A 21,254-nucleotide genomic window follows, 5' to 3' on the forward strand; every position below is an offset into this window, starting at 1 on the left:
GTCAGTTCTGTGCAATCGGCTTCGGCGTGCGGAGATCGACGGCCTCTTCGTCAGGCAAGAATTTCGGGCCGATGAGGCGGATCTTGGTATCCGCTTTATAGTCACGCAGCTTCGATTCCTTGACCGGCTTGCTGACGGCGGCTTCCTTTTCGAGTTGCCCGCGTAGCTCCGGCTTTACCCACACGATGGAGCTCTGTTTCGGCTCGCGCTTGGTGGGATCGCTGATAAATGCCTCGCGCCGCATCATCTCCTTGTAATAGCGGGAGAAATTGCAGCCGCAGGTCTTGTCCTTGCGTGCACTCTGGGTGCGGAAGCGATAGGCATTGTCGAGATCGTCATACGGCTGGCCGGTCACGGCGGAACGCATGGAATCGGTCTCGGACTGGATCGAATGATAAAACAGCTCGGTTTCGACCCCAGGGCACATCATCGAGCAGACTTGTGCATCCCGCTGGAAGCTCATCGAGGTCGCCCGCGACGAGATCGGGAAAAAGGCGCCGTCGCAGGTCCGAACGCACATCGTCCGATAAGACCCGTTCGTCGCGCTGCCGCCGAGATCGACGAACTGGCTGTCGCCATAACCTTCGTTGGATTGCGGTACCCGGATCGTCTCGAAGCCGTCGGGCATGTCAGTGACAACAGCGTCGGCGCCGTTGACCACGGGATCGGTGCTTGCCAGGACCGGCTGGTCGTTGCAGCGGTTGTCGTCGATGGCTGCTACAAGCCGCCGGCGGCGCTGATCATCTTCCTGGCCGGATATCAGGCTGATGCGCTTCTCGTTCAGGATGGCGAGATTGGTCTCCATCCGAGCCATCTTGTCTTCGAGCTCGGCGCATTCATCCGCATTCTCGCCGCCGATGTGGAACACCGAACCCGCGCCGCAGCCGGATTCGCGCATGTTATAGCGCAGCTCGCGAATTGAGAGCTTCTGCTCGGCGATGGCGCGCGCATATTTCCGCACCTTTGCAGGCGCACTGTAAGTTTCTGAAAGAGCGGTCAGCTCGTTGGTCAGCCGGTCGCAGAGTTCAGACGCCATCGCCCCGCTGGAAACAGCGAGTGCCAATGCGACCGGGAAGGCGAGGCACAGGGACTTGAACATGAGATCGCAATGCTGATTGAGACAGGCGCAATCTACTCTATCTTTCGAAAAGCTAAAAACGCCTTTAATTCCCACGGTTAATGGCCGTGACCGGGCCTCTGTCATAAAGCTGATATGAGAGTCTGTTTTCCCCTGTGGCAAACAGCGAGGTTGCCATGTCAGAAGAATTGGAAAGCCACGACATCAAGAAAGTCAGGACTCTCTTCCTTTCCGATATCCATCTCGGATCCAAGGCGTCGAAGGCCGACTTCCTTTTGGATTTCCTGCGGGTGTATGAGGCAGATACGATCTTTCTCGTCGGCGACATCGTCGATGGCTGGCGTCTCAAGCGCTCCTGGTACTGGCCGCAGAACTGCAACGACGTCGTCCAGAAGCTGCTCCGCAAGGGCCGCAAGGGTGCGCGCATCGTCTACGTGCCGGGCAATCACGACGACTTCCTGAGGGAGTTCCCAGGCGTCCATTTCGGCGGCATCGAGGTTGCGCAAAACTTCATCCACGAGGCGGCCGACGGCAAGCGCTACCTGATCCTTCACGGTGACGAGTTCGACGTTGTGGTGCGCAACGCCCGTTTCATCGCCCATCTCGGCGATTGGGCCTATGACCTTGCAATTGCTCTGAATGTCTGGATCGCCCGCCTGCGCCGCGTGCTGGGCCTGCCTTACTGGTCCTTCTCCGCCTGGGCGAAGCTTCAGGTCAAGCGGGCCGTGAACTTCATCGGCGAGTTTCAGCGTGTCGTTGCCGACGAAGCGCGGCGCCATGGCGTGGATGGCGTGATCTGCGGCCATATCCACCACGCCGTGATCGAGGACATCGACGGCGTCACCTATATCAATACCGGTGACTGGGTGGAGAGTTGCACGGCGGTGGTCGAGCATTTCGACGGCTCGATGGAGCTGATCCGCTGGCAGAGCACCGCGGAAGCGAAGCCCTCCAGCCCGACGCTCGTACCGATAAGGCTCTTGCCGCAGAGCCGGGCGAAACAGGTGGCGGCGGCCTGACGAGCAGGCGACTTTCCGTCTTCGATATCAAGGGAACAGGCCGAGCGTCGCTTGAGCTTTCGCGACCTTGTCGACACCGATCGCCATCTGGGAAATATAATCTTACGGCGATATTGTCGCAAGGAATGAAGCGATCTGTTCTTGGGTCGCCACCCCAAAAAGACCTTCCGCATGACCCGCGATGCGGATCGCCTCCAGCGTTACGGGCGCCTTTATCAATGCCGCGAGCGCGCGTCCTTGCTCGATCGGGACCAGCGCGTCCCTCTCGCCGTGAAAGATCAGGACAGGCGCCCTGATGTCCGGGGCGTCAAGATCGCTACGGAAGGGGGACGCAAGGAGAAGTCGTGCCGGAATCCACGGCACCTTTTCGTATACGAGCGCGAGCATCGAGGTAAACGGCGATATCAGGATCACGCCTGCCACCTCGCGACGGGCAGCCATATGCACGGCTGGCGCGGTTCCCAGCGACTGACCAAAGACCACGACCGGATTGTCAGGGTAGGTCGTAGCAATCCAGTCGCGAATGGCAAGCGCGTCGGAAAGCATGGCTTCACCCCCAGGTGAGCCCGAGGACCGGGGATAGCCGCGCGCGACTGGCGCGACGATGCCGTAACCGTCCCCGACCCAGCCAGCGTAGAGAAAGCCGTAATCCTCCGGATAACTGGCATTGCCGTGAAAGACGACCAGCACGGGACGGCCAGGCCCGGGTACTCGATGCAGCAGATGCAACGATTCGCCATCGGGTGTCTGAAGTAGGAAGGGCTCAAGTCCGAGCGCACGGCTCTCGGCTTCGATGCCCGGCGGCAATGGCATGAAGGCCCCCGGGAAAATGAAGCGCGCCTGGAATATGTAGAGAAGGACGCAGGCGCCGACATAGCCTGCCACAGCAATTGCCACTGCCACTTTGGCGAAAAGAACTAGTGTCGACAAGCGGGCGCATCCCTCAATTGATCCTTGTTGCATCTTTGCACGTCCGTCCAACTATCCGCAACGCATGGTGCGGATCTCCTTGGCGTACGTGCCTCAGCATGTTAGCGGTGAATCACCGGGAGGGTAGGGCATCCGCCGCACTTCCGCCGTCTGCCGCAGGCAGGGCATCCCGGTATCGTCGGACTTCAATCAATGCTGCTATCGCCACCTTCGACAACCCAGCCGGGGCCGCCCGCCTTTTTCGCCTGGCGCTCTGCTCTGCTCTTCTGCGCGCCGATGATGGTGAACGGCATCGGGCTCCTCTATTTGCCGGCGATGTTGCAGGACATGGGCATGTCGGATGTCGAGATCGGCATCATCGTCTCGATCCCCTTCCTGGTGCGCATGCTCGGCATGCCAATCGGCGCAGCCCTGGCAGATCGGGTGAGCGATCGGGCAATCGTCATGATCTGGTCGGCGACGGTATCGCTCGCCACCGCCTTGGTCATGCTGTTTGCACAATCATTTTGGCCGATCGCAGTGTTTTACGGCATTCAGAGCCTCTTCTATGCTCCCTTCGTGCCGATTGCCGAGGCCATCCTCGTATCCGGCGTCCGCCGTTGGGGCTTCGACTATGGCTTCCTCAGAATGTGGGGATCGATCGCTTTCGTTGTCTCCACACTGATCGGCGGATGGTTGCTCGAACTCTATGGTGGCGCGATGGTGCTGCCCGCCATGGCGTTCTTTTTTGCCTTCACCACGCTGGTCGCCATCGCCGCACCACGCCTTGGGCGCGCGGCGCGTGCCGAAAGGTCGGCAAGCGGGGCCGCCGCCCGACGCAATCCGTTCTGGCAAACCGATTTCCTGCTGGTCATCACAGGCGCCGCAATGGTCCAGGGCAGCCACGGCCTGCTGTTCGCCTTTGCAACGAATTACTGGACCGCCAACGGCATATCCGGCGTCCAGATCAGCTTTCTCTGGACCGCAGGTGTGGTGGCCGAAATCCTGCTTTTCTTTCTTTCGGGACGCCATCTGGCGCGTTTCTCGAATCTTTCGCTGGTGCTTGTCGGCTGTGTGGTTGCGGTCGTTCGCTGGAGCCTGTTTCCCGTCGTGGATGGTTTTTGGTCGTATCTCTCGCTTCAAGCGACCCATGCCTTCACATTCGGCATCATTCACGTCGGCATCCAGCGCTTCCTGATGGAGAGGATCGGTGACGAGCGCGGCGCTTCAGCCCAGGGCTTCTATCAATTCTTCATCAGCATCTTCACCGTCGCGACCTCATGGGCGTCGGGTTTCATCTTCCAGGCCTATGGCGTCCAGGGTTTTTACATCATGGCGCTGATCGCCGCGGCCGGCGTGGGCTGCGTCGTCGCAGCGATGTTCGTTCAGCCCCAGAGTATCCGGTCGGGCGGATAGACCAGGGAACCCTCGTATTTCAGCGGATTGGCGCAGTCTGCCGCGAGCAGGAGCGGCCCGTCGAGATCGACATATTTGGCGCCCTGCGCAAGCAGCACCGCCGGCGCCATGGCCAGTGACGAGCCGACCATGCAGCCCACCATGACAGAAAAGCCCAGCCTCTCGGCCTCCCTCCGCATTGCAATCGCTTCGGTCAGGCCCCCCGACTTGTCGAGTTTGATATTGACGGCATCGTAACGGTTCCGGAGATGTTCGAGATCGGCCGTGAGATGGACACTTTCATCGGCGCAGATCGCGACCTTGCGCTTGATGTGACCGAGCAGGGAATCGTTGCCCGCCGGCAGCGGCTGCTCGATCAGCTGCACGCCGCATTCGGCTGCGCAGGTTAGGTGGCGCTCAAGATTGTCCGTGGTCCAGCCTTCATTGGCATCGACGATCAACTGGCTGTCCGGTGCGGCGTCGCGGATGGCTTGCATGCGCTTCTCGTCGTCGGCCGTTCCGAGTTTGACTTTGAGCAGCGGCCGCTTGCGGTGGTGGTGCGCCTGTTCGGCCATTGCCGCTGGCTCGCCTAGCGAAAGTGTGTAGGCGGTCACCAGTGGCTGTGCCGGTTCCACGCCGATCGCGCGCGCCACGGGCACATGGGCCAGCTTGGATTCGAGGTCCCAGAGTGCACAGTCGATGGCATTGCGCGCCGCGCCGGGTTTCATTCGCTTCACGAGATCGTGCCGACTACCGGCATCGACGACGAAATCGCGCTCCGCCCAGATTTGCGCTTCAACACTTTCGAGTGTCTCGCCATAGCGCTTGTAAGGAACGCATTCACCGCGACCGGTCACGCCGCGTTCGGTGATTGAGCAGACGAGGACCTCAGCCGTGGTGCGCGATCCCCGCGAGATTGTGAAGACACCTGATATCGGATAGGTCTCGATTGTTGTTTCGAGGTGACGCGTCATCTGTAACGCCTCCGACACTTGGATTTCTTGGCTCGCCCGATCTTGAACCAGCGCGGAGTTTAATGCCAAATAATTCTCCGGCCAGTCGAATCTTCTTGTCTTAGCACAGCAAAGCAGTTTGATCGCGGGCGCAGAACGCGAAGCTGAGAGGATGCTGATGGCGGATACGGCGCCGAGGGCCGGATTGGAGGTCGACTATCCCACCGGGGGCGTCAATCTTCGGCTGTCGGGGTCGTGGCTCAACGCCTCTATCGCCGAGGTCAACGCTCACATCAAGGAGATCGAAGCCCGAACGTTCACCGGTGCGGCGCGCATCGATCTTACGGCGCTTGAAGGCCTCGACACGGGTGGCGCATGGGTGATCCGCCGGCTTGCAACCGCGCTCGAGCAGAATGCCGGAAGCCTGAGTTTCGCTGGCGGTCATGCCGGTATGATGGATCTGATCGCCGCCCTGCCGCCCGAATTGCCCGAGCCGCAAGTCGACGTCTCCCGAAGCACGTTTTTCGAGCGCATATTCTCGCCGTTCGGCGGCCTCATCGCGAACCTGGTCGACGACCTGGTTCAGTCCTTCAACATTATCGGTTCTGCCGTCAGAGGTGCGCAACTCAAGCTCGGTCGGGGCAGCGGGCTTTCGCCTGCCGCCGTCTTCACCCAGCTCGAGCAAATGGGCGTCAACGCGGTGCCGATCATCGCACTGATGTCGTTCCTGATCGGTGCGATCATCGCCCAGCAGGGCGCCTTCCAGCTTCGCTATTTCGGCGCCGAGATCTTCGTGGTCGATCTCGTCGGCATCCTGCAGCTTCGCGAGATCGGCGTGCTATTGACTGCAATCATGATCGCGGGCCGCACAGGCAGCGCGATCACCGCCGAAATAGGCTCGATGAAGATGCGGGAGGAGATCGACGCCCTGCAGGTCATGGGCCTCAATCCGGTCGGTGTTCTGATCTTCCCAAGGCTGCTCGCGCTGACGATTGCCTTGCCGCTATTGACGGTTATAGCGAATTTCGCGGCTCTCGCCGGCGCCGCTACGGTCGCCAATATCTATTCGGGGATCACGATCGAAGTCTTTCTGTCTCGATTGCAAATGGCTATCGATGTCTCGACCATCGTTTCCGGCATGCTGAAGGCGCCTTTCATGGCACTGATCATCGGCGTCGTTGCCTCCGTAGAAGGCTTCAAGGTCGGCGGCAGTGCTGAGTCGCTCGGCCGCCATGTCACCGCCTCAGTCGTCAAGGCAATCTTCGTCGTCATTCTCGTCGACGGCATCTTCGCCATGTTCTACGCAGCGATCAATTTCTGAGGATCGAATTGTGATTGTCCAGCCACAGGGAGCCGGAGCGGATGAACGGGACGTCGTGCTCTCTGCGCGCGGCATCACCGTGGCTTTCGGCAGCAACCTTGTCCTCGACAAACTCGACCTCGACATTTATCGCGGGGAGATCCTCGGCTTCGTCGGCGCGTCCGGCGTCGGCAAGTCTGTACTGATGCGCTCCATTCTACGCCTCATCCCACGCCAGGCCGGCACGATCGAACTGCTCGGAACGGATTACGGCAGCCTGCCGGATAACGAGCGGTTCGAGCTCGACATGAAACTCGGCGTGCTCTTCCAGCACGGCGCCTTGTTCTCGGCGCTGACAGTCAAGGAAAACATTCAGTTCCCGATGCGGGAATATCTCGACATGCCGATGCCGCTGATGGACGAGCTCGCGCGCCTCAAGATCGAGCTGGTTGGCCTGGCTCCGGAAGCGGCGGACAGATACCCGTCGCAGCTTTCGGGTGGGATGATCAAGCGCGCGGCGCTGGCGCGCGCTCTCGCGCTCGATCCTGCACTCGTCTTCCTGGACGAGCCGACTTCCGGTCTCGATCCGATCGGCGCTGCCGAATTCGACGAACTGATCGCCAAGCTCAGAGATACGCTGGGGCTCACGGTCTATATGGTAACCCACGATCTCGACAGCCTGTTTTCCGTGTGTGACAGGATTGCAGTGCTCGGGAAAAAACGCGTTCTGGTCTCAGGAACGATCGACGATATGCTTGATTGTCCCGATGAATGGGTACAGTCATACTTCCGCGGCAAGCGCGCTCGCTCGATACCTCGGTCCGAGACCAAGAAACCCATAAGAGTATAACCGGACAAGAGACGAAAGTATTCGATGGAAACAAAGGCGAATTACGCAATTGTCGGCTTCTTCACCGTCGTGGTGATGCTTGCTGCTTTTGCATTTGTCTATTGGATGCAGGTCTATGGCCGAGAGGGCCAGATGGAGCCGCTGAGAATCATCATCCAGGGTTCCGCCAACGGCTTGAGCGTTGGGTCGCCAGTGCGTTTCAACGGTATTCCGATTGGCTCGGTCCGCCGCCTCGCGCTTGACGCGACGAATCCCGAAAATTCCGTCGCCCTCACCGAAGTTTTGACCGACGCCCCGATCTATCCGGGAACGCGCGCCGTGGTCGAATTGCAGGGCCTGACTGGGGCCGCCTATATCGAACTTTCCGGCGGTGACACCAGCAAGGAGAGGCTGCTTGTCACCCAGGCCAATGGCGGTGCGGAGGCCAAGATCGTCGCAGACCAGTCAGGCCTCACCAATCTGTTGTCCTCGGCAGCCGACATCATGCGCAAGACCGAGTCGACGATCGATGAAATCAACGGCTTCATTCGCGACAACCGGGCGCCGTTGAACACCACCATCAAGAATGTCGAGACGTTCTCGGGTGCGCTGCGCGATAACGCCCCGGGCATCGACCGCTTCCTGCAGAGTGTCAGCGAACTCTCCGGGACCATCAAGAGCCTTTCCGGCCGCCTCGACGGCACGCTCGCCTCGGTGGACTCGCTGGTCAAGTCGATCGATCCGAAGAAGATCGACAGCATCCTGAAGAACGCCGAGAAGGTGAGCGGCGATCTTGCGCTGGCCTCCGGCGACTTGGCTGACACTGTCCGCGCCTTCCGTTCGACGGCAGATGCCTACCGCGAAGTCGGCGTGAAGGTCTCGAAGACACTCGACAATGTCGACAAGCTGATGGCCGAGATCGATCCGAAGCAGGTCGGTGACTCGCTCGACGACATCCGCGCTGCAGTGGCGGATGCGCGCACGGCGGTTTCAAGCTTCAAGGGCATTTCCGAAGATATCGCCAAGCGCCGTCCGGATATCGACAAGACGATCACCAACATTTCCGAGACCGCCGAGAAAATCAACAAGGCCTCGACTCGTGTGGATGGCGTGCTCGCCAAGGTCGACAGTTTCCTGGGCACCGGCGATTCCAAGTCGCTATTCGCCGACGCGCGTGCAACTTTGAAATCCTACAAGGACCTGGCGGACAGCCTGAACAAGAGGATCGGTCCGATCGCCGACAACCTCACGCAGTTTACCGGCTCCGGCCTCAAGAATGTCGAGGGCCTAGTCGACGAGATGCGGCAGGCCATGCGCAGCCTCAATCGGGCGGTTTCTCGCTTCGACAACGATCCGCAGCGATTGATTTTTGGCGGCGAAGACGTCAAGGAGTTTGACGGCAGGGTGCGGCGTTGAAGGGGCGGTCATTCGTGATACCAATGCGGGATATCAGGCGGCTGGCGGCAGCGACGGTGCTTGCGCTTTCGGCGACGATGCTGGCCGGCTGTTTCGGCACCAGTGCCAACAAGGACACCTTTGGCCTGTCCGCGGTTCCCGAAATCGAAGGCCCCTCGGCCAAGAACCGCCAGATCCTCGTGCCCGAGCCGACGGCAGTGAAGGCGCTCGATTCCGAGCAGGTCGTCATCCGCCTGTCTGGTGTCGAGATCCAGTATCTCTCCAAGGCGCGCTGGGGCGATCGGTTGCCGAAGCTGGTCCAGGCCAAGCTCGTCGAGGCCTTCGAGAATACAGGCCGTGTCGGCGGTGTCGGCAAGCCGGGCGAGGGGCTCGCGATCGACTTCCAGGTCGTGACCGACATTCGCGCGTTCCAGGTCGAGACCAATGGTGGCCAGCATGCCAATATCGAGATCTCGGTGAAGCTGCTCAACGACCGCAACGGCACGGTTCGTGCCCAGCGTGTCTTCAGCGCCACGTCGGCAGTGCAGGGTTCCAGCAACCGCGAGTATATTGCGGCCCTCGACCGCGCCTTCGCGCAGGTGTCAACGGAAATTGTCGCCTGGACGCTGAAGGCGATCTGAGGCTACGGCCAACTTACCGAGCTGCAAACGAAAAGGCCGCGTCACCGCGGCCTTTGTCATGTCTGAGCTGATTTACTCTGCCTTATGAGAACCGACCCGCGGCATGGGCCAGCATCGTATAGACCTTGCCGGTATCCGAAGTCAGGTAGGACTGGGTCAGGACACGGTCGCGATCGTTGCGGGCGACATCGGCAAGCAGCTTTTCGAAATCGCCGATATAGCGGTCGACTGCCACGCGGAACTCTTGCTCGTTGTCATACTTGCGCTTGATCTCGTCGAAGGTCTGTTGGCCCTTGAGCGTATAGAGGCGACGGGTGAAGACGTCGCGCTCGCCGCGCTGGTAGCGGCGCCAGAGTTCGACGGACGCGTCGTGGTCGATGGCGCGGGCGATATCCACCGACAGCGAGTTGAGCGACTCGACGACATGGCGAGGATTGCGCGCTTCGGCTGGTGTCGTCTGCGCTGCGGCTGGGGTCGGCGTGGCGCGGCGTGGCGCCGGCTCCTCGTCTTCCATCGACGCGTTGCGCAGGAGGTCGGAGATCCAGCCCTGGCCTTCGGAAAGGCGCGGTGTCTCGGCCGGACGCTCGCGAGGCTGAGCCGGGGCGGGGCGCTGTTCGACCGGCGGACGGGCTTCGTTCGAGACCGGCCGTGAAGCTGGCCGTTCAATACCCAGGCTGCCGCGCAAGCCGGTGGGCTCGCTGAGCGGCGGCGCGGCTTCCGGCTGGCGGCGCGGCGGCGCCGGCTCCTGGCGGAGGACCGGCTCGGCGGCGACAACACGCTGCTGTTGGACTGGCTGCTGGATGGGCTGCTCGATGATGCGGGCCGGGGGTAGTTCGACGGGCTCCTGCATCTGGACGACAGCCTGTGCCCTGACGGGTTCGCGGCGGACGGCAGCCTCCGGCTCGCGGGCGGCAACCGGAGTCGAATAATCCTCGCGCTGGCTTTCCTGCCGGCGCGGCCGTTCCAGATGGGCAGAGGACACGCCGATGATGCCGGAGAGTTCCTGAAGGGCCTTGACCTGCTCGGCCACGGCGCGGCGCATCTGGGCAGCGCTCTCCTTGGCCTCTTCAGGCAGGTCGAAGGCGCCGCGCTTGAGGTCGGCACGGGTGTCGCTCAGTTCCTTGCGGATATCGCCGGCCGTGCGGCGGATTTCCTCGGTGGCGCCAGCAAAGCGGTTGACCGCGTCCTGAACGGCCTCCTGCAGCGCCTCGCGCATCTGGCTTGCCGTCGAGATCGAGCGCTTGCCGGTTTCGCCCAGCAGTCGGTCGACATCGGCGAGCGAGTTCGAGACGCTGGCGCGCAGGCGGCCCGCAACATCCTCGGCGCGCTCGTTCGCCTTGCTGAGATTGGCCTCGACGGTCGCGGAGACTTCTCGCGCGGCGCCAGTGACGGCCGACTTGATATTCTCGGCCATCTCGCCGGCACGCTTTTCGGTGTCGGAAAGGATGCCGCCGATATCGGCGAAGGAGGCCTGCACAGAGCTCTTAAGATTGAGCGATACCTGCGACGAGCGCGATTCGGCGCGATCGAACGCCGCCTCGACGAGGCCGGCCAGCGACCGCATCGTGTTCTCGATTTCCTCGGAACGATTGACGAGGCCGACTGCGAGCGTCTTGAGCGCATCCTCGCGCTCTTCGATGGTCGAGGCGAGGTTGGACTGCGCCGCCCCGAGCAGATCGGACGCCTGGCCAAGCACCTTCGAATGATCTTCAAAGCGGCCAACGATGTTGGCGATCTGGGACAAAGCCTCGCCAGAGACAGTCGACAGCCGATCCGCCTTGCCTTCGAGCAGGCGCGTCGAGGCATGGATCGAGTCCGACACCCGGTTGGTCGTTTCGGAGAACCGTTCGGCGACCGACTCGAGGTTCTGTTCGACCGAGCCCAGTGTCGTTGCCGCTGATGTCACGAGATTCTGAATGCCGCTGTTGCTCTCGTCCAGCGCGCTGATCAGCGTGGTCACGGTGTCACGAAGCGACATCTCCGAACCGGCCAGTGCGCGGGTGGACTCTTCTGTTCGCGATGCGATCGCAGCGATGAGGCTCGAATTCTCGGCACGCAACTGAGCGACGGCGGTGATCGCGGCGGCGCTGATCCGATCGGCCGTCTCGCGGCCAAGACCGGCGAGACCGTCGACGGTAGGTCGTGCTTGTTCTTCGATCAGCTTCTGCAGTTCCGAAGTACGGGCGGCAAGGATCGAGTTGAGCTCGCGGGTCCGGTCGTCGAGTGTAGCACGGATCGTCTCATGGCGGGCGCCCAGCGCCTTCTCCGTGGATTCGAGGCTCTCACGGACCGTTGCGGCGTCGGATGTCACGCGCGCGCTTGTCTCGATCAGCTTGTTGGAGAAGGTCTCAGCATCACCGGTGATGCGCACTGCGAAGGCTTCGGCGCGATCGGCCATGGCCTTGGCGAATTCTTCCGACCGACCTGCTGCGCTCTGCGCGAATTCCTCGGAGCGGCCTGCGGCATTTGTCGTGAAGGCGGTGACGCGGGTCTCGAGGTTCTTGGCGAACTCGTCGGATTTCTCGGTGAGCGTGTTCGCAAATTCCGTGGTGCGAACCGTCAGGTCCTCGGAATATTGCAGTCCCTTGGACGCGACGTCGCCGACCACGCGCTCGGCCGTCGACGTGACATTGCCGACCACACGCTCGGCCGTCGACGCGACGTTGCCGACTACGCGTTCGGCCGTCTCGTCCATCGTCGTGGTGGCATCGACGACGGCGCTGCGCAGCGTGGCAGCGAGGCCGGCGGCCTTGCCGTCGATCATCTTGGAGACATTGTCGAGGCCGATGCCCAGCGCCCGATCCATCGTCGACAGGCGTTCGTCGATATGGCTGGTCTTGCTATCGAAGGTTTCCGCGATCCGCGTCGCTGCGGTTTCCCCGACCTCGCTGAAGCCCTGGATACGTTGGTCGATGAGGCCGGCCAGTTCGCGGCCTGCAAGGTCGATCTTCTCGGCGAAACGTCCTGCATCTTCCTTGAGGCCGGTGTCGAGCGCGCTCAGGCTCATCTCGATCCGGCCGCCTGTGGCGTCGAAGCGATTGGCCATCTCGCCAAGCGTGGAGTCGAGGCGCTGGCCGAAGGAGTCCGCGGCGCGCGCAATGTCGCCGACGCTGTCGCCGAAGCGGCCGGCGATCGCCGCCGTCGTCGTCGTCATGATCTCGTCAAGATTGGCTGCGCTCTCGGCAATGGCAGTCTTGAGTGCGTGTTCGCGCTCTTCGAGCTTCATGTCGAGCGTCATGATGTTGCTCAGCATGTTGCCGGCGCCGCTCTGCAGGCGCTCGTCGAGCGCTTCGGCGGTGGCTTCGATGGTCTGGCGGATTGCGTCGCGATTGCTGGCGATCTGCGAGATCAAAGTCTCGGCCTGGCGGTTGAGTTCGGCGGTGGTCTGCTCGAGGCTGATTCGCGCATTGCCTGCGCCCGTCTCGATCGCTTCGCGAAGCGCCGAGCGGCTGGATTCAAGCTGGATGATCAGGCTGCCGGTCCGTTCGGAGAGCGAGAGCGCCGAGCGGTCCAGGGCCTCGCGAAGGGCCTCCTGGTCGGTCTCCCAACGGGCCTGTACGGCACCCGCCGTGGCATTGAGCCGCTCGTCGAGCAACGTGGCCGCCCGATCGATGGCGTCTGCAAGCGAGGTTTCCCTTTCGGCGAGCGTGCTATCGAGCTTCTTCGTGTTGCTCGCGAGTGCCAGCGCACTGGCCTGCATGCGGTTGTCGAGATTGTCAGCCGTCGAGTCGAGCACCTGGCGCAGGCTCTTTTCGCGCGCCTCGATCTTCTCGGCGAAGCTTAGTGCGCTCTCATTCAGCCCCTCGGTGCTGCGGTTCATCGCATCCGTCAGCGCCAATGTATGCTGGGAGATCGCACCGGTCATGCCGCTTGCGGCGCTCTGCACCGCCTCGTTGATGGCGCGACTGCTCAGCTCGACATGTTCGCGGAGCTTGCGTTCGCCGTCCTCGAAGGACATTTCGAACATGTTCGCGCCCATGGCGATGGATGTGCCCATAGCGGTCGACTGATCGGCAAGCGTTTCATCGAGATGCTTGCGGCCCTCTTCGAGCGCGATCGTGATCGCGTTCGTCTTGTCTTCGAGTGTCGCGCGGATCAGTTCATGCGTATTGGCGAGCTGGAACGACAGATCTGAGCTGCCGCTTTCGAACACGTTGTTGATCTCACGCGTCGTGGACGAAAGTGCATTGACGACTTCACCGCTGGCTGCCGCCACCACATTTGACATTTGACCGGTCACGTTTGCGACGGTCTCGGAAATCTGGTTGGTTGCATGAGACGCACGGCCGCTGATTTCCTCGGCGGCGAGGTCCACGGAGGCGGAGAGTTCGCTGGTTGCCGAGAGTGTGGCGACTGCGATCTTGTCGGCCGCCTGGTCGGCGCGGCCGCTGATCTCCTCGGCGGCGAGGTCCACGGAGGCGGAGAGTCCGCTGGTTGCCGAGAGTGTGGCGTCTGCGATCTTGTCGGCCGCCTGGCCGGCGCGGCCGCTGATCTCCTCGGCGACGCGGTCCACGGAAGCGGAGAGTCCGCTGGTCGCCGAGAGTGTGGTGTCTGAGATCTTGTCGGCCGCGTGGCTGGCACGGCCGCCAATCTCTTCGGCCGCAAGGGCCACGGAAGCAGAGAGTCCGCTCGTTGCCGAGAGCGTGGCGTCGGTGATTTTTTCGGCCGCCTGGCTGGCACGGCCGCTGATCTCTTCAGCAGCGAGGTCGACAGAAGCGGAGAGGCCGCTCGTAACGGATAGCGCAGCTTCGGTGATCTTGTCGGCCGCCTGATTGGCGCGGCCGCTGATTTCTTCGACAGCGTTGCCGATCGATGTGGTGAAACCGCTTGCGGCCGAGAGTGCCGCTTCGTTGATCCTGGATGCGACTTCACCGGTGCGACCGGTGATCTCCTCTGCGGCGATGTCCATCGAAGCAGTGAGGCCACTCGTTGCCGAGAGGGCAGCTTCGGTGATCTTGTCGGCTGCCCGGTTGGCACGCCCACTGATTTCTTCGACCGCATTGCCGATCGAGGCGGTGATGCCGCTTCCGGCGGCGAGTGTCGCTTCGTTGATCTGGGCGCCGATCTCGATCGCGCGACCGCTGATCTCCTTGGTTGCGAGATCCATGGAGGCCGTAAGGCTACCGGTGGCGGCGAGGGCGGCCTCGTTGATCTTGCTCGCCGCATCGCTCGCGCGTCCGCCGATCTCATCCACAGCGAGGCCGAGGGAGGCGGACAGACCGCTCGATGCGGAAAAAGCTGTCTCGTTGATCTTTTCGGCAACCGCGGTGGCGCGGCCGCTGATTTCCTCGGCAGCGAGGCCCAAAGAGGCGGAGAGGCCGCTGGTTGCCGAAAGCACTGCATCGTTGATCTGATCGGAGGCCTCGCTCGCACCAGTGGCCATCGATGTGGTGGCGGCGTGAAGCGACTCGGACATGCTCGACGTAGCCGCTTGAGCGGATTCGCCAATCTTCTGGGCGGCTTCGGTCGCCTTTTCATTGATTTCTTCGGCTGCAAATCCAGCTGAGGCGGAGAAGCCCGTCGATGCTGTCAGCAAGGCTTCGCTGATCTGCGCTGCGGCAGCCGAAGCAGTCTGGGTGATGTTGGCGTCGGTGGTGGCAAGTGCTGCTGTAATCCGAGCCGCCGAATCCTTCGCCGCCTGTTCCATGCTGACGGTGCTGTTGTCGAGCAAGCCCGACACAGCCTCGGCACGCGCCTTGAGGGTATCGTTGAGCTTTTCCTGGTGCTCGTTGAACGTCGCGGCAATCGTGATGGCATTCTCACCCAGCGTGCGGGCGAGGCGCGTGCGAGCATCCTCGACATTGCCCGTGATCAGCTCCGTGCCGCGGGCAACGGCATTTTCCAGGCGCTGCTGGTTCTCGCTGAAGGCCGTTTCGATGCGGGCAGACTTTTCGTCCAGTACGCTTGCGATCTTGTCATAGCCGGAATTGACGGCCGTCGTGATCGCGTCTGCGCTGCTGCTGACCTTGGCGACCATGTCGTCGGCCTTGCCGCCGAAACCTGCCTCGATTTGCTGATGGGCCTTGCCAAGCACCTCGGAAATCTGGCCGAAGCGGCTGTCGAGAGCTATTTCGATCATTTCCTGGCCGGTACCGAGCGCCGTCTCCATCGCGACCGACTGGCCGGCGAAGGCCGTATTCAGGCGATCGAGCGAAGAGGTAAGAATGCCTTCCAGCGCATCGCGGCCGGTACCGACGGATTCGTTGATCCGCGCCAGGCTCTCGGAAAGCTTCGCGTCGAGCGAGCCGGAACGCTCGTCGAAAGCCGTGGCAAACTCGGTCAGGCGGCCATCGAAAGCGGATGAGACGAGATCGACGGAGCTGCGCAGGCGCTCGTCAAAGAAGCTCGTCCTGAGATCGAGATCCATCACGGCCTCGTCGGCCGTGGTCTTCATCGTCTGGCGGAAGGTCGTGCTCTTCTCGTCGAGGGAGGAGTTGAGCGATGCAAGCACATCGTCGAGCTCCGACGTGATCGCCTGGGCGCCTGCCGTCAGCGACTCGTTGATCTGCTTGGTGCGGGCGATCAGCGTCTCGTTGAGCTGCTTGGTGCGCTCGTGCAGGGCGTGGTTGAGCTTCTCGGTATTGGCATCCAGCATCGAGGCGCGTGTCTCGAAGTCTGAAAGCAGCGCCTTGCCGCGCTCCTGCAGCGTCGAGGACATCATGTCGATGCGGGAATCGAACTCGTTGGTGAGCGCTACGCCGCTGGAGGAGAGGGCGGCCAGCAGGTTGTCGGTTTTCACCGTCAGCAGGCTGTCGATCGAGTCCGCCGCGAGGCCAGTCTTCTCGATGAAGATCGCGGCCTGCGTGTCGATCATCTTGGCGACGGCTTCGCCCGATGTTGCGATGTTGCGAGAAATGCCGAGGCTCGCCGCAGCGAGCTCTTCCTTCAGATGTTCATGCGCACCGGCGATGGAGGATCGCACGCGCTCGGCATGGCCGACGATGGCTTCGCGCTCGGAGCCAAGCTCCTGCACGAGAGTGCGCACGCGCATCTCGTTGTCGGTGTAGCTGCGCTCCAGCGCGCTGACCTCGGAGTGAACAAGCGATTCCAGCTCAGCAGCACGCGCGATGGTCCGCTCGATGCCCTCGTTCATCGCGGTGACCTGGCGGCGCACGGCCTGCCCGACGCTCATGATGCGGTCGGCGGCGGCGCTTTCGGGCTCGGCGAGCCGGAGAGCCACTTCGGCCATGGCACGTGCGGCGTGGCGCAGTTCGCGTGCACGGGCAATCATCAGCGCGAAGGCGAAGAAGATCGCGATCGGGAAGATCATGGCGACGATCAGCGCCAGCGCACCAGGAATGGCGACGAACTGCTCGATCGAACGGACCTGCCAAATGGCCGGAGCGTAAAGCATATGTGCGGTGGCCAGGCAGAGAACGACCCAGATCACGGAAATGATGGTGGCGATGCGCATCGGCGCGCCGCTGTCGGGGCCGCCGGGCAGGCTGTTCAATGCGCTCGCGCGCGTGCCGGACTGGTCGTTGGCCGGCCTGAACTGAGGAGATTTCGGGGCCGGTTCCGGCGACAGCGAGCGGGCAAGGTCTTCCTTCGACGGGCGCGCGCCATCTTCATCCCGGCCGGGCTTGTTGGTCCCGTCCTGGAAGTCGATGGCAAGGGCATCCTCCAGCGCCTTATAGGCGTTGTCGTCGGCCGCTTCGTTCTCGCGTTTCGTTGCCATTCCGGTGTCGCCTCATTCTTATGTCACCGCGAGCGAGCCGGAAATAGGATCGGCTCCCGGGCGGAATGTACGTCGCGACCGGGCTCATCCATCATGATCCATTCGATGAAACGCCGTACTGTCGCATGGAATCGAGCGCTGTGCACAGGGGCAAGCCACTCCAGACCTCGTAACTTAGTGGCACAGAAGCCGTTTTGATACAATCACTTGGCGTTTGGAACGATTGCTGGTTAACAAGAAATTAACCGCAGCTTCGTTCCGTCGCGTCCAAAAGTTCAACGAATATCGCCTTTTAACAGACGTTAACCATAACTGAAGTTTCACATCCGTCAAATTGCCTCAATTAAGCATTCTTCCGACAGTCGGTGAGACAATTGGGCCATTCGAACTGTGGCTGTCCCACATCAAAACAAAATAGGGAAAACCTAAGCATGGCAGCGTTGAGTATCGCATTCGAGGCACCGGACAACTATCGTGGTTACACGACGACCCACCGGCCAATCGATCTCGTTCACCTCGCAAGACAAACATCGGGCGACAAGGCCCTTGAACTGGAAGTGCTCCACACATTCGCCCGGCAGGCGCGCTGCTATCTGAGTGATCTCTCTTCCGGCAACGCCGAAGTGGTCACGCAGACGGCCCACAAGCTCAAGGGTGCGGCCCTTGCGATCGGCGCCTTCGACGTTTCCTCGGCTGCCGAGAAGGTCGAAGCACAGGGCGACGCGGCCGACATTATTGTCCTAGGCAATGCGATCGCTGCGGCCGAGAATTTCATCAACACGCTCTCGCGTTGATTTAGGCAATCAAGCACAGCCGGAGGCGCTTCCCGCGTCTCCGGCTGTCGCTATTTCGGGCACTTGTTGACGCAATATCTGTTTTGTTGGAAAAGGCGGCTCCACAGCCCGCCGAGCCGCGAACGGACAAAGACAGATCATGCCCAAGCTTATTTTCATCGAACACGACGGCACCCGCCATGAAGTGGACGCTGCTCCCGGCTCCACGGTCATGGAGAATGCGATCCGCAACTCCATCAACGGCATTCTTGCCGAATGCGGCGGCGCCTGCGCCTGCGCGACCTGTCATGTCTATGTCGGAGATGCCTTCGCCGACAAAGCGGGCCGTCCCGACCCGATGGAAGAGGACATGCTGGATTTCGCCTATGACGTCCGCCCGACGTCGCGGCTGAGCTGTCAGATCAAGATGTCCGAGGCGCTTGATGGGCTGACTGTTCACATTCCTGAAAAACAAGGCTGATAGGCAGGTCAGAAGCCAAAAAAAGCCTCGCTCCGTTCCGAGCGAGGCTAATGAGACGCATTGTCAAACAGGCGAGGGAGGAGACACCTGCAGCCACTCACATGCGCCTTGGGAAACCGAAACCAGCAAGAACGCCTGAACTCTCATTCACGATTCACATTCGATATGTGAACGGTATTTCAGCAAAGCCGCAAGTGCAATTGACGAATCTTAGGGGTCAATTCACAGGAATGAGCGCAAGTCTCGCGCAAGCCTCATGGGGCAGCCGGTAGCATTTCGCCCAAATTTACGGCGAAGACGCTATTCTTCGGCCCGTTGGCTGATCCGGTACTTGAGCAGGCGAATCATCCGGTTCTCGAAATTCACCGACTCGATCCGGTCGAAACGCATCTGGTCCTTGTCATGCGCGACCATCGCTTCCTGCGACACGCGATTGACCCGCGCCTTGAGCGTCGGGCAATCGCTCGACGCGGAAAGGCCGAGAATGGTCTTTTCCAGACCGCGGGCATGCGTGCGGGCGATTTCCGCGTGGCGCTCCTCATGGCGCTTGATGTCAGCGGCGAGCGTGTCCCAGATCAGGCCCATCTGGCGGTTGGCCCGCCGGCGGTTGGTCCAGCGCGGCAGCATGAGCTTGGTCAACAGCGACACTTTGGCCCCGCCGATCACACAACGGCCATTCTTGCGCACGAACGTCGCCGAGCCGTTGAATTTGATCTGCGTCGCGCCGGGATGCCGGCGTCCGGTGGTGTGTGAGAACGGCCCGCGGCGCGTCATCTCGCGGTCGAGGTCAGTGGCCGTGTGACCCCCGATCGAGAAATAGGTCACCGTCTTGTGGATAATCGTCTCGGCAGGTGCGGGGACCGATACCCCTGCGATCAGAAGCGCAGCAAAAAGCGGCTGAAGCGTTCTTGGCAATCTCATGGTGCGCTCCTCTTTGCCTATCCATGGGACATTGTATCCGAGGGCGCAATATGTAAACAGCGTGGGCCAGAGTGATGACGAAAGGTGAGCAATGACCGCGCCCTTTGATCCTGTGGCCTGGAAACTGGCTCGTGGCCGGGAACTCACGCTGGGGCCGACCGGATGGCTGATGGCGATCATCAATGTGACCCCGGATTCCTTTTCCGATGGCGGCCTGAACATCGAGGCATCGAAGGCGATCGAAAATGCGCTTCGGGCGGTTGAAGATGGTGCTGTGATCGTTGATATCGGCGGCGAATCAACGCGTCCGGGTGCTGCAGAAGTCACAGCCGAGCAGGAGCAGGCGAGGGTGCTGCCGGTCATCGAGGCGCTTGCCGCCCGGAGCGATGCGCTGATCTCGATCGATACCTATCGCGCCACGACTGCCGAGCGTGCCATTGCTGCCGGTGCCCATATCGTCAACGATGTGCACGGCCTGCAGCGCGACCCGGATCTCGCAGGCGTTGTGGCAGGCACAGGGGCGGGCGTCTGCATCATGCATACCGGCCGCGGCCGGGAAAAGCTGCCTGATGCGATCGAGGACCAGCTCTTCTTCCTCAGCCAATCACTCGATATCGCCCGGGCGGCGGGCGTGAAGGACGAAGCCATCGTGCTTGATCCAGGCTTCGGGTTCAACAAGGAAACGGCGGCCGAAAACCTCCAGATACTGGCGCGATTCGCCGAGCTTCACACGCTCTGTCTGCCGCTGCTCGCAGGTACATCGCGCAAGCGCTTCTTGGGCTCCGTCACGGGCCGCGATCCGGCTGACCGGGACGTCGCCACGGCGGCGACAACTGCGCTTTTGCGTCGCGTGGGCGCGGCGATATTCCGTGTCCACAATGTCGCAATCAACAGGGATGCTCTGGCCATCGCGGATGCTATCCTCAAGGTCGAATGGGAACATGCTAGCGGGAGCAGCAAATGAGCGGAACCTACACCATATTGCTGTCCAACTGTGCATTCTTCGCACGCCACGGCGCGATGCATGAAGAAGAGGTGCTGGGTCAGCGCTTCTTCGTCGATGCGGAACTCGAGGTACAGCCCGCCGGCTCTCTCGAGGACGACATGCTCGAAAGCACTGTCGACTATGGCGTCGCCTTCAAGGTGATCGAGCAGATCGTCACCGGACGGCGTTACTTCCTGATCGAGGCGCTTGCCATGGAAGTTGCGCGTTCGCTCGAGGCGCGCTTTCCGCAGATCCGGCGGGCGAAGATCACGCTCCGCAAGCCGAACGCCCCGATTGCCGGCGTCCTCGATTATGTCCAGGTGACGATTGAGCACCGTGCCGGCGAGTGACGGTTTCGTCACAGCGCTTCTCGGGCTCGGCGGCAATGTCGGGGACCCCGTCAGTGCGATGTCGACGGCGCTCAAGACCCTTGCAGAACGTCCGGCTTGTCGGGTGATCGCAGTTTCGCGGCTCTACCGCACGCCGCCATGGGGCAAGACCGACCAGGACTGGTTCTTCAACTCGGCGGCGCGGGTCGAGACGATGCTCGGCGCGGTGCCGCTTCTTGATCTCGCGCTCGGCATCGAACAAGCGAATCGGCGCGTGCGGATCGAGCGCTGGGGGCCCCGTACGCTCGACATCGATATCCTCGATTATGACGGCCAGGCGATCCACAGCGATCAGCTCACCATCCCGCATCCGCGGATGAAGGATCGGGCCTTCGTGCTGATGCCGCTGATCGATGTCGCGCCGGATTACCGCATCGAGGACCGGGCGCTGAAGGACTGGCTGGGCCAAGCCGACAGCGCCGGCATCGAAATCGCGGACGAAAGCCGAGACTGGTGGCGCCAGACATGAAAAAGCCGGGCGATGCCCGGCTTTCGATTCCTCTTGGAC

The 21,254-nt window shown here is 61.7% G+C and carries 16 protein-coding genes; 11 read left to right on the forward strand and 5 right to left on the reverse strand.

What is annotated here, in order from left to right:
• Window position 1: 1 nt before the first annotated feature.
• Window positions 2–1,099 (reverse strand): DUF2865 domain-containing protein, encoded by a 1,098-nt coding sequence (locus AC2YI2_RS10870; protein ID WP_487386489.1) that lies wholly within the window; start codon window positions 1,097–1,099, stop codon window positions 2–4.
• A gap of 155 nt (window positions 1,100–1,254) precedes the next feature.
• On the opposite strand from AC2YI2_RS10870, the gene AC2YI2_RS10875 reads away from it, so the two are divergent.
• Window positions 1,255–2,097 (forward strand): UDP-2,3-diacylglucosamine diphosphatase, encoded by an 843-nt coding sequence (locus tag AC2YI2_RS10875; RefSeq protein ID WP_487386490.1) that lies wholly within the window; start codon window positions 1,255–1,257, stop codon window positions 2,095–2,097.
• A gap of 102 nt (window positions 2,098–2,199) precedes the next feature.
• On the opposite strand, the gene AC2YI2_RS10880 is transcribed toward AC2YI2_RS10875, so the two are convergent.
• Window positions 2,200–3,027, reverse strand: coding sequence for an alpha/beta hydrolase (locus tag AC2YI2_RS10880; protein WP_487386491.1), 828 nt, complete (start codon window positions 3,025–3,027; stop codon window positions 2,200–2,202).
• 192 nt (window positions 3,028–3,219) lie between these two features.
• On the opposite strand from AC2YI2_RS10880, the gene AC2YI2_RS10885 reads away from it, so the two are divergent.
• The gene (locus AC2YI2_RS10885) at window positions 3,220–4,422 is read left to right on the forward strand and encodes an MFS transporter (protein ID WP_487386492.1); all 1,203 of its coding nucleotides are present in this window, start codon (window positions 3,220–3,222) and stop codon (window positions 4,420–4,422) included.
• Here AC2YI2_RS10885 and dgcA read toward each other — a convergent pair.
• On the reverse strand, window positions 4,392–5,375 hold the full coding sequence (gene dgcA, locus AC2YI2_RS10890; protein ID WP_487386493.1) for an N-acetyl-D-Glu racemase DgcA: 984 nt from the start codon (window positions 5,373–5,375) through the stop codon (window positions 4,392–4,394). The genes AC2YI2_RS10885 and dgcA overlap by 31 nt on opposite strands.
• 151 nt (window positions 5,376–5,526) lie before the next feature.
• On the opposite strand from dgcA, the gene AC2YI2_RS10895 reads away from it, so the two are divergent.
• The 4 genes from AC2YI2_RS10895 to AC2YI2_RS10910 are packed head-to-tail and all read left to right on the forward strand — an operon-like array spanning window position 5,527 to window position 9,519.
• Complete coding sequence (locus AC2YI2_RS10895) at window positions 5,527–6,675, forward strand: MlaE family ABC transporter permease (RefSeq protein ID WP_487386849.1); 1,149 nt, start codon at window positions 5,527–5,529, stop codon at window positions 6,673–6,675.
• Between the two features lie 10 nt (window positions 6,676–6,685).
• Window positions 6,686–7,504: an ABC transporter ATP-binding protein gene (locus tag AC2YI2_RS10900; RefSeq protein WP_487386494.1), complete on the forward strand. Its 819-nt coding sequence runs from the start codon at window positions 6,686–6,688 to the stop codon at window positions 7,502–7,504.
• Between the two features lie 24 nt (window positions 7,505–7,528).
• A complete protein-coding gene (locus AC2YI2_RS10905) occupies window positions 7,529–8,899 on the forward strand; it encodes an MlaD family protein (protein WP_487386495.1) in 1,371 nt (456 codons plus the stop codon).
• A 23-nt stretch (window positions 8,900–8,922) separates the two neighbouring features.
• Complete coding sequence (locus tag AC2YI2_RS10910; protein WP_487386496.1) at window positions 8,923–9,519, forward strand: ABC-type transport auxiliary lipoprotein family protein; 597 nt, start codon at window positions 8,923–8,925, stop codon at window positions 9,517–9,519.
• 82 nt (window positions 9,520–9,601) lie between these two features.
• On the opposite strand, the gene AC2YI2_RS10915 is transcribed toward AC2YI2_RS10910, so the two are convergent.
• Window positions 9,602–17,197, reverse strand: a complete 7,596-nt coding sequence (locus AC2YI2_RS10915; protein WP_487386497.1) for an apolipoprotein A-IV repeat region-like domain-containing protein — start codon at window positions 17,195–17,197, stop codon at window positions 9,602–9,604.
• A 431-nt stretch (window positions 17,198–17,628) separates the two neighbouring features.
• Between AC2YI2_RS10915 and AC2YI2_RS10920 the strand changes: the two genes are divergently transcribed.
• A complete protein-coding gene (locus tag AC2YI2_RS10920) occupies window positions 17,629–17,991 on the forward strand; it encodes an Hpt domain-containing protein (protein ID WP_487386498.1) in 363 nt (120 codons plus the stop codon).
• Between the two features lie 139 nt (window positions 17,992–18,130).
• On the forward strand, window positions 18,131–18,451 hold the full coding sequence (locus AC2YI2_RS10925; RefSeq protein ID WP_487386499.1) for a 2Fe-2S iron-sulfur cluster-binding protein: 321 nt from the start codon (window positions 18,131–18,133) through the stop codon (window positions 18,449–18,451).
• Window positions 18,452–18,751: 300 nt separating this feature from the next.
• Here AC2YI2_RS10925 and AC2YI2_RS10930 read toward each other — a convergent pair whose 3' ends face one another.
• Window positions 18,752–19,366, reverse strand: a complete 615-nt coding sequence (locus tag AC2YI2_RS10930) for a DUF922 domain-containing Zn-dependent protease (protein ID WP_487386850.1) — start codon at window positions 19,364–19,366, stop codon at window positions 18,752–18,754.
• A gap of 97 nt (window positions 19,367–19,463) precedes the next feature.
• On the opposite strand from AC2YI2_RS10930, the gene folP reads away from it, so the two are divergent.
• Genes folP through folK form a run of 3 tightly spaced genes read left to right on the forward strand, consistent with a single transcriptional unit; the run spans window position 19,464 to window position 21,215 of the window.
• Complete coding sequence (gene folP / locus AC2YI2_RS10935) at window positions 19,464–20,336, forward strand: dihydropteroate synthase (protein ID WP_487386500.1); 873 nt, start codon at window positions 19,464–19,466, stop codon at window positions 20,334–20,336.
• Window positions 20,333–20,707 (forward strand): dihydroneopterin aldolase, encoded by a 375-nt coding sequence (gene folB / locus AC2YI2_RS10940; protein WP_487386501.1) that lies wholly within the window; start codon window positions 20,333–20,335, stop codon window positions 20,705–20,707. The genes folP and folB overlap by 4 nt, the downstream gene beginning before the upstream one ends.
• The gene (folK, locus tag AC2YI2_RS10945) at window positions 20,685–21,215 is read left to right on the forward strand and encodes a 2-amino-4-hydroxy-6-hydroxymethyldihydropteridine diphosphokinase (RefSeq protein WP_487386502.1); all 531 of its coding nucleotides are present in this window, start codon (window positions 20,685–20,687) and stop codon (window positions 21,213–21,215) included. Before folB ends, folK begins: the two co-directional genes overlap by 23 nt.
• Window positions 21,216–21,254 lie beyond the last annotated feature (39 nt).

The sequence above is a fragment of the Rhizobium sp. SRI_017 genome (assembly GCF_057586295.1).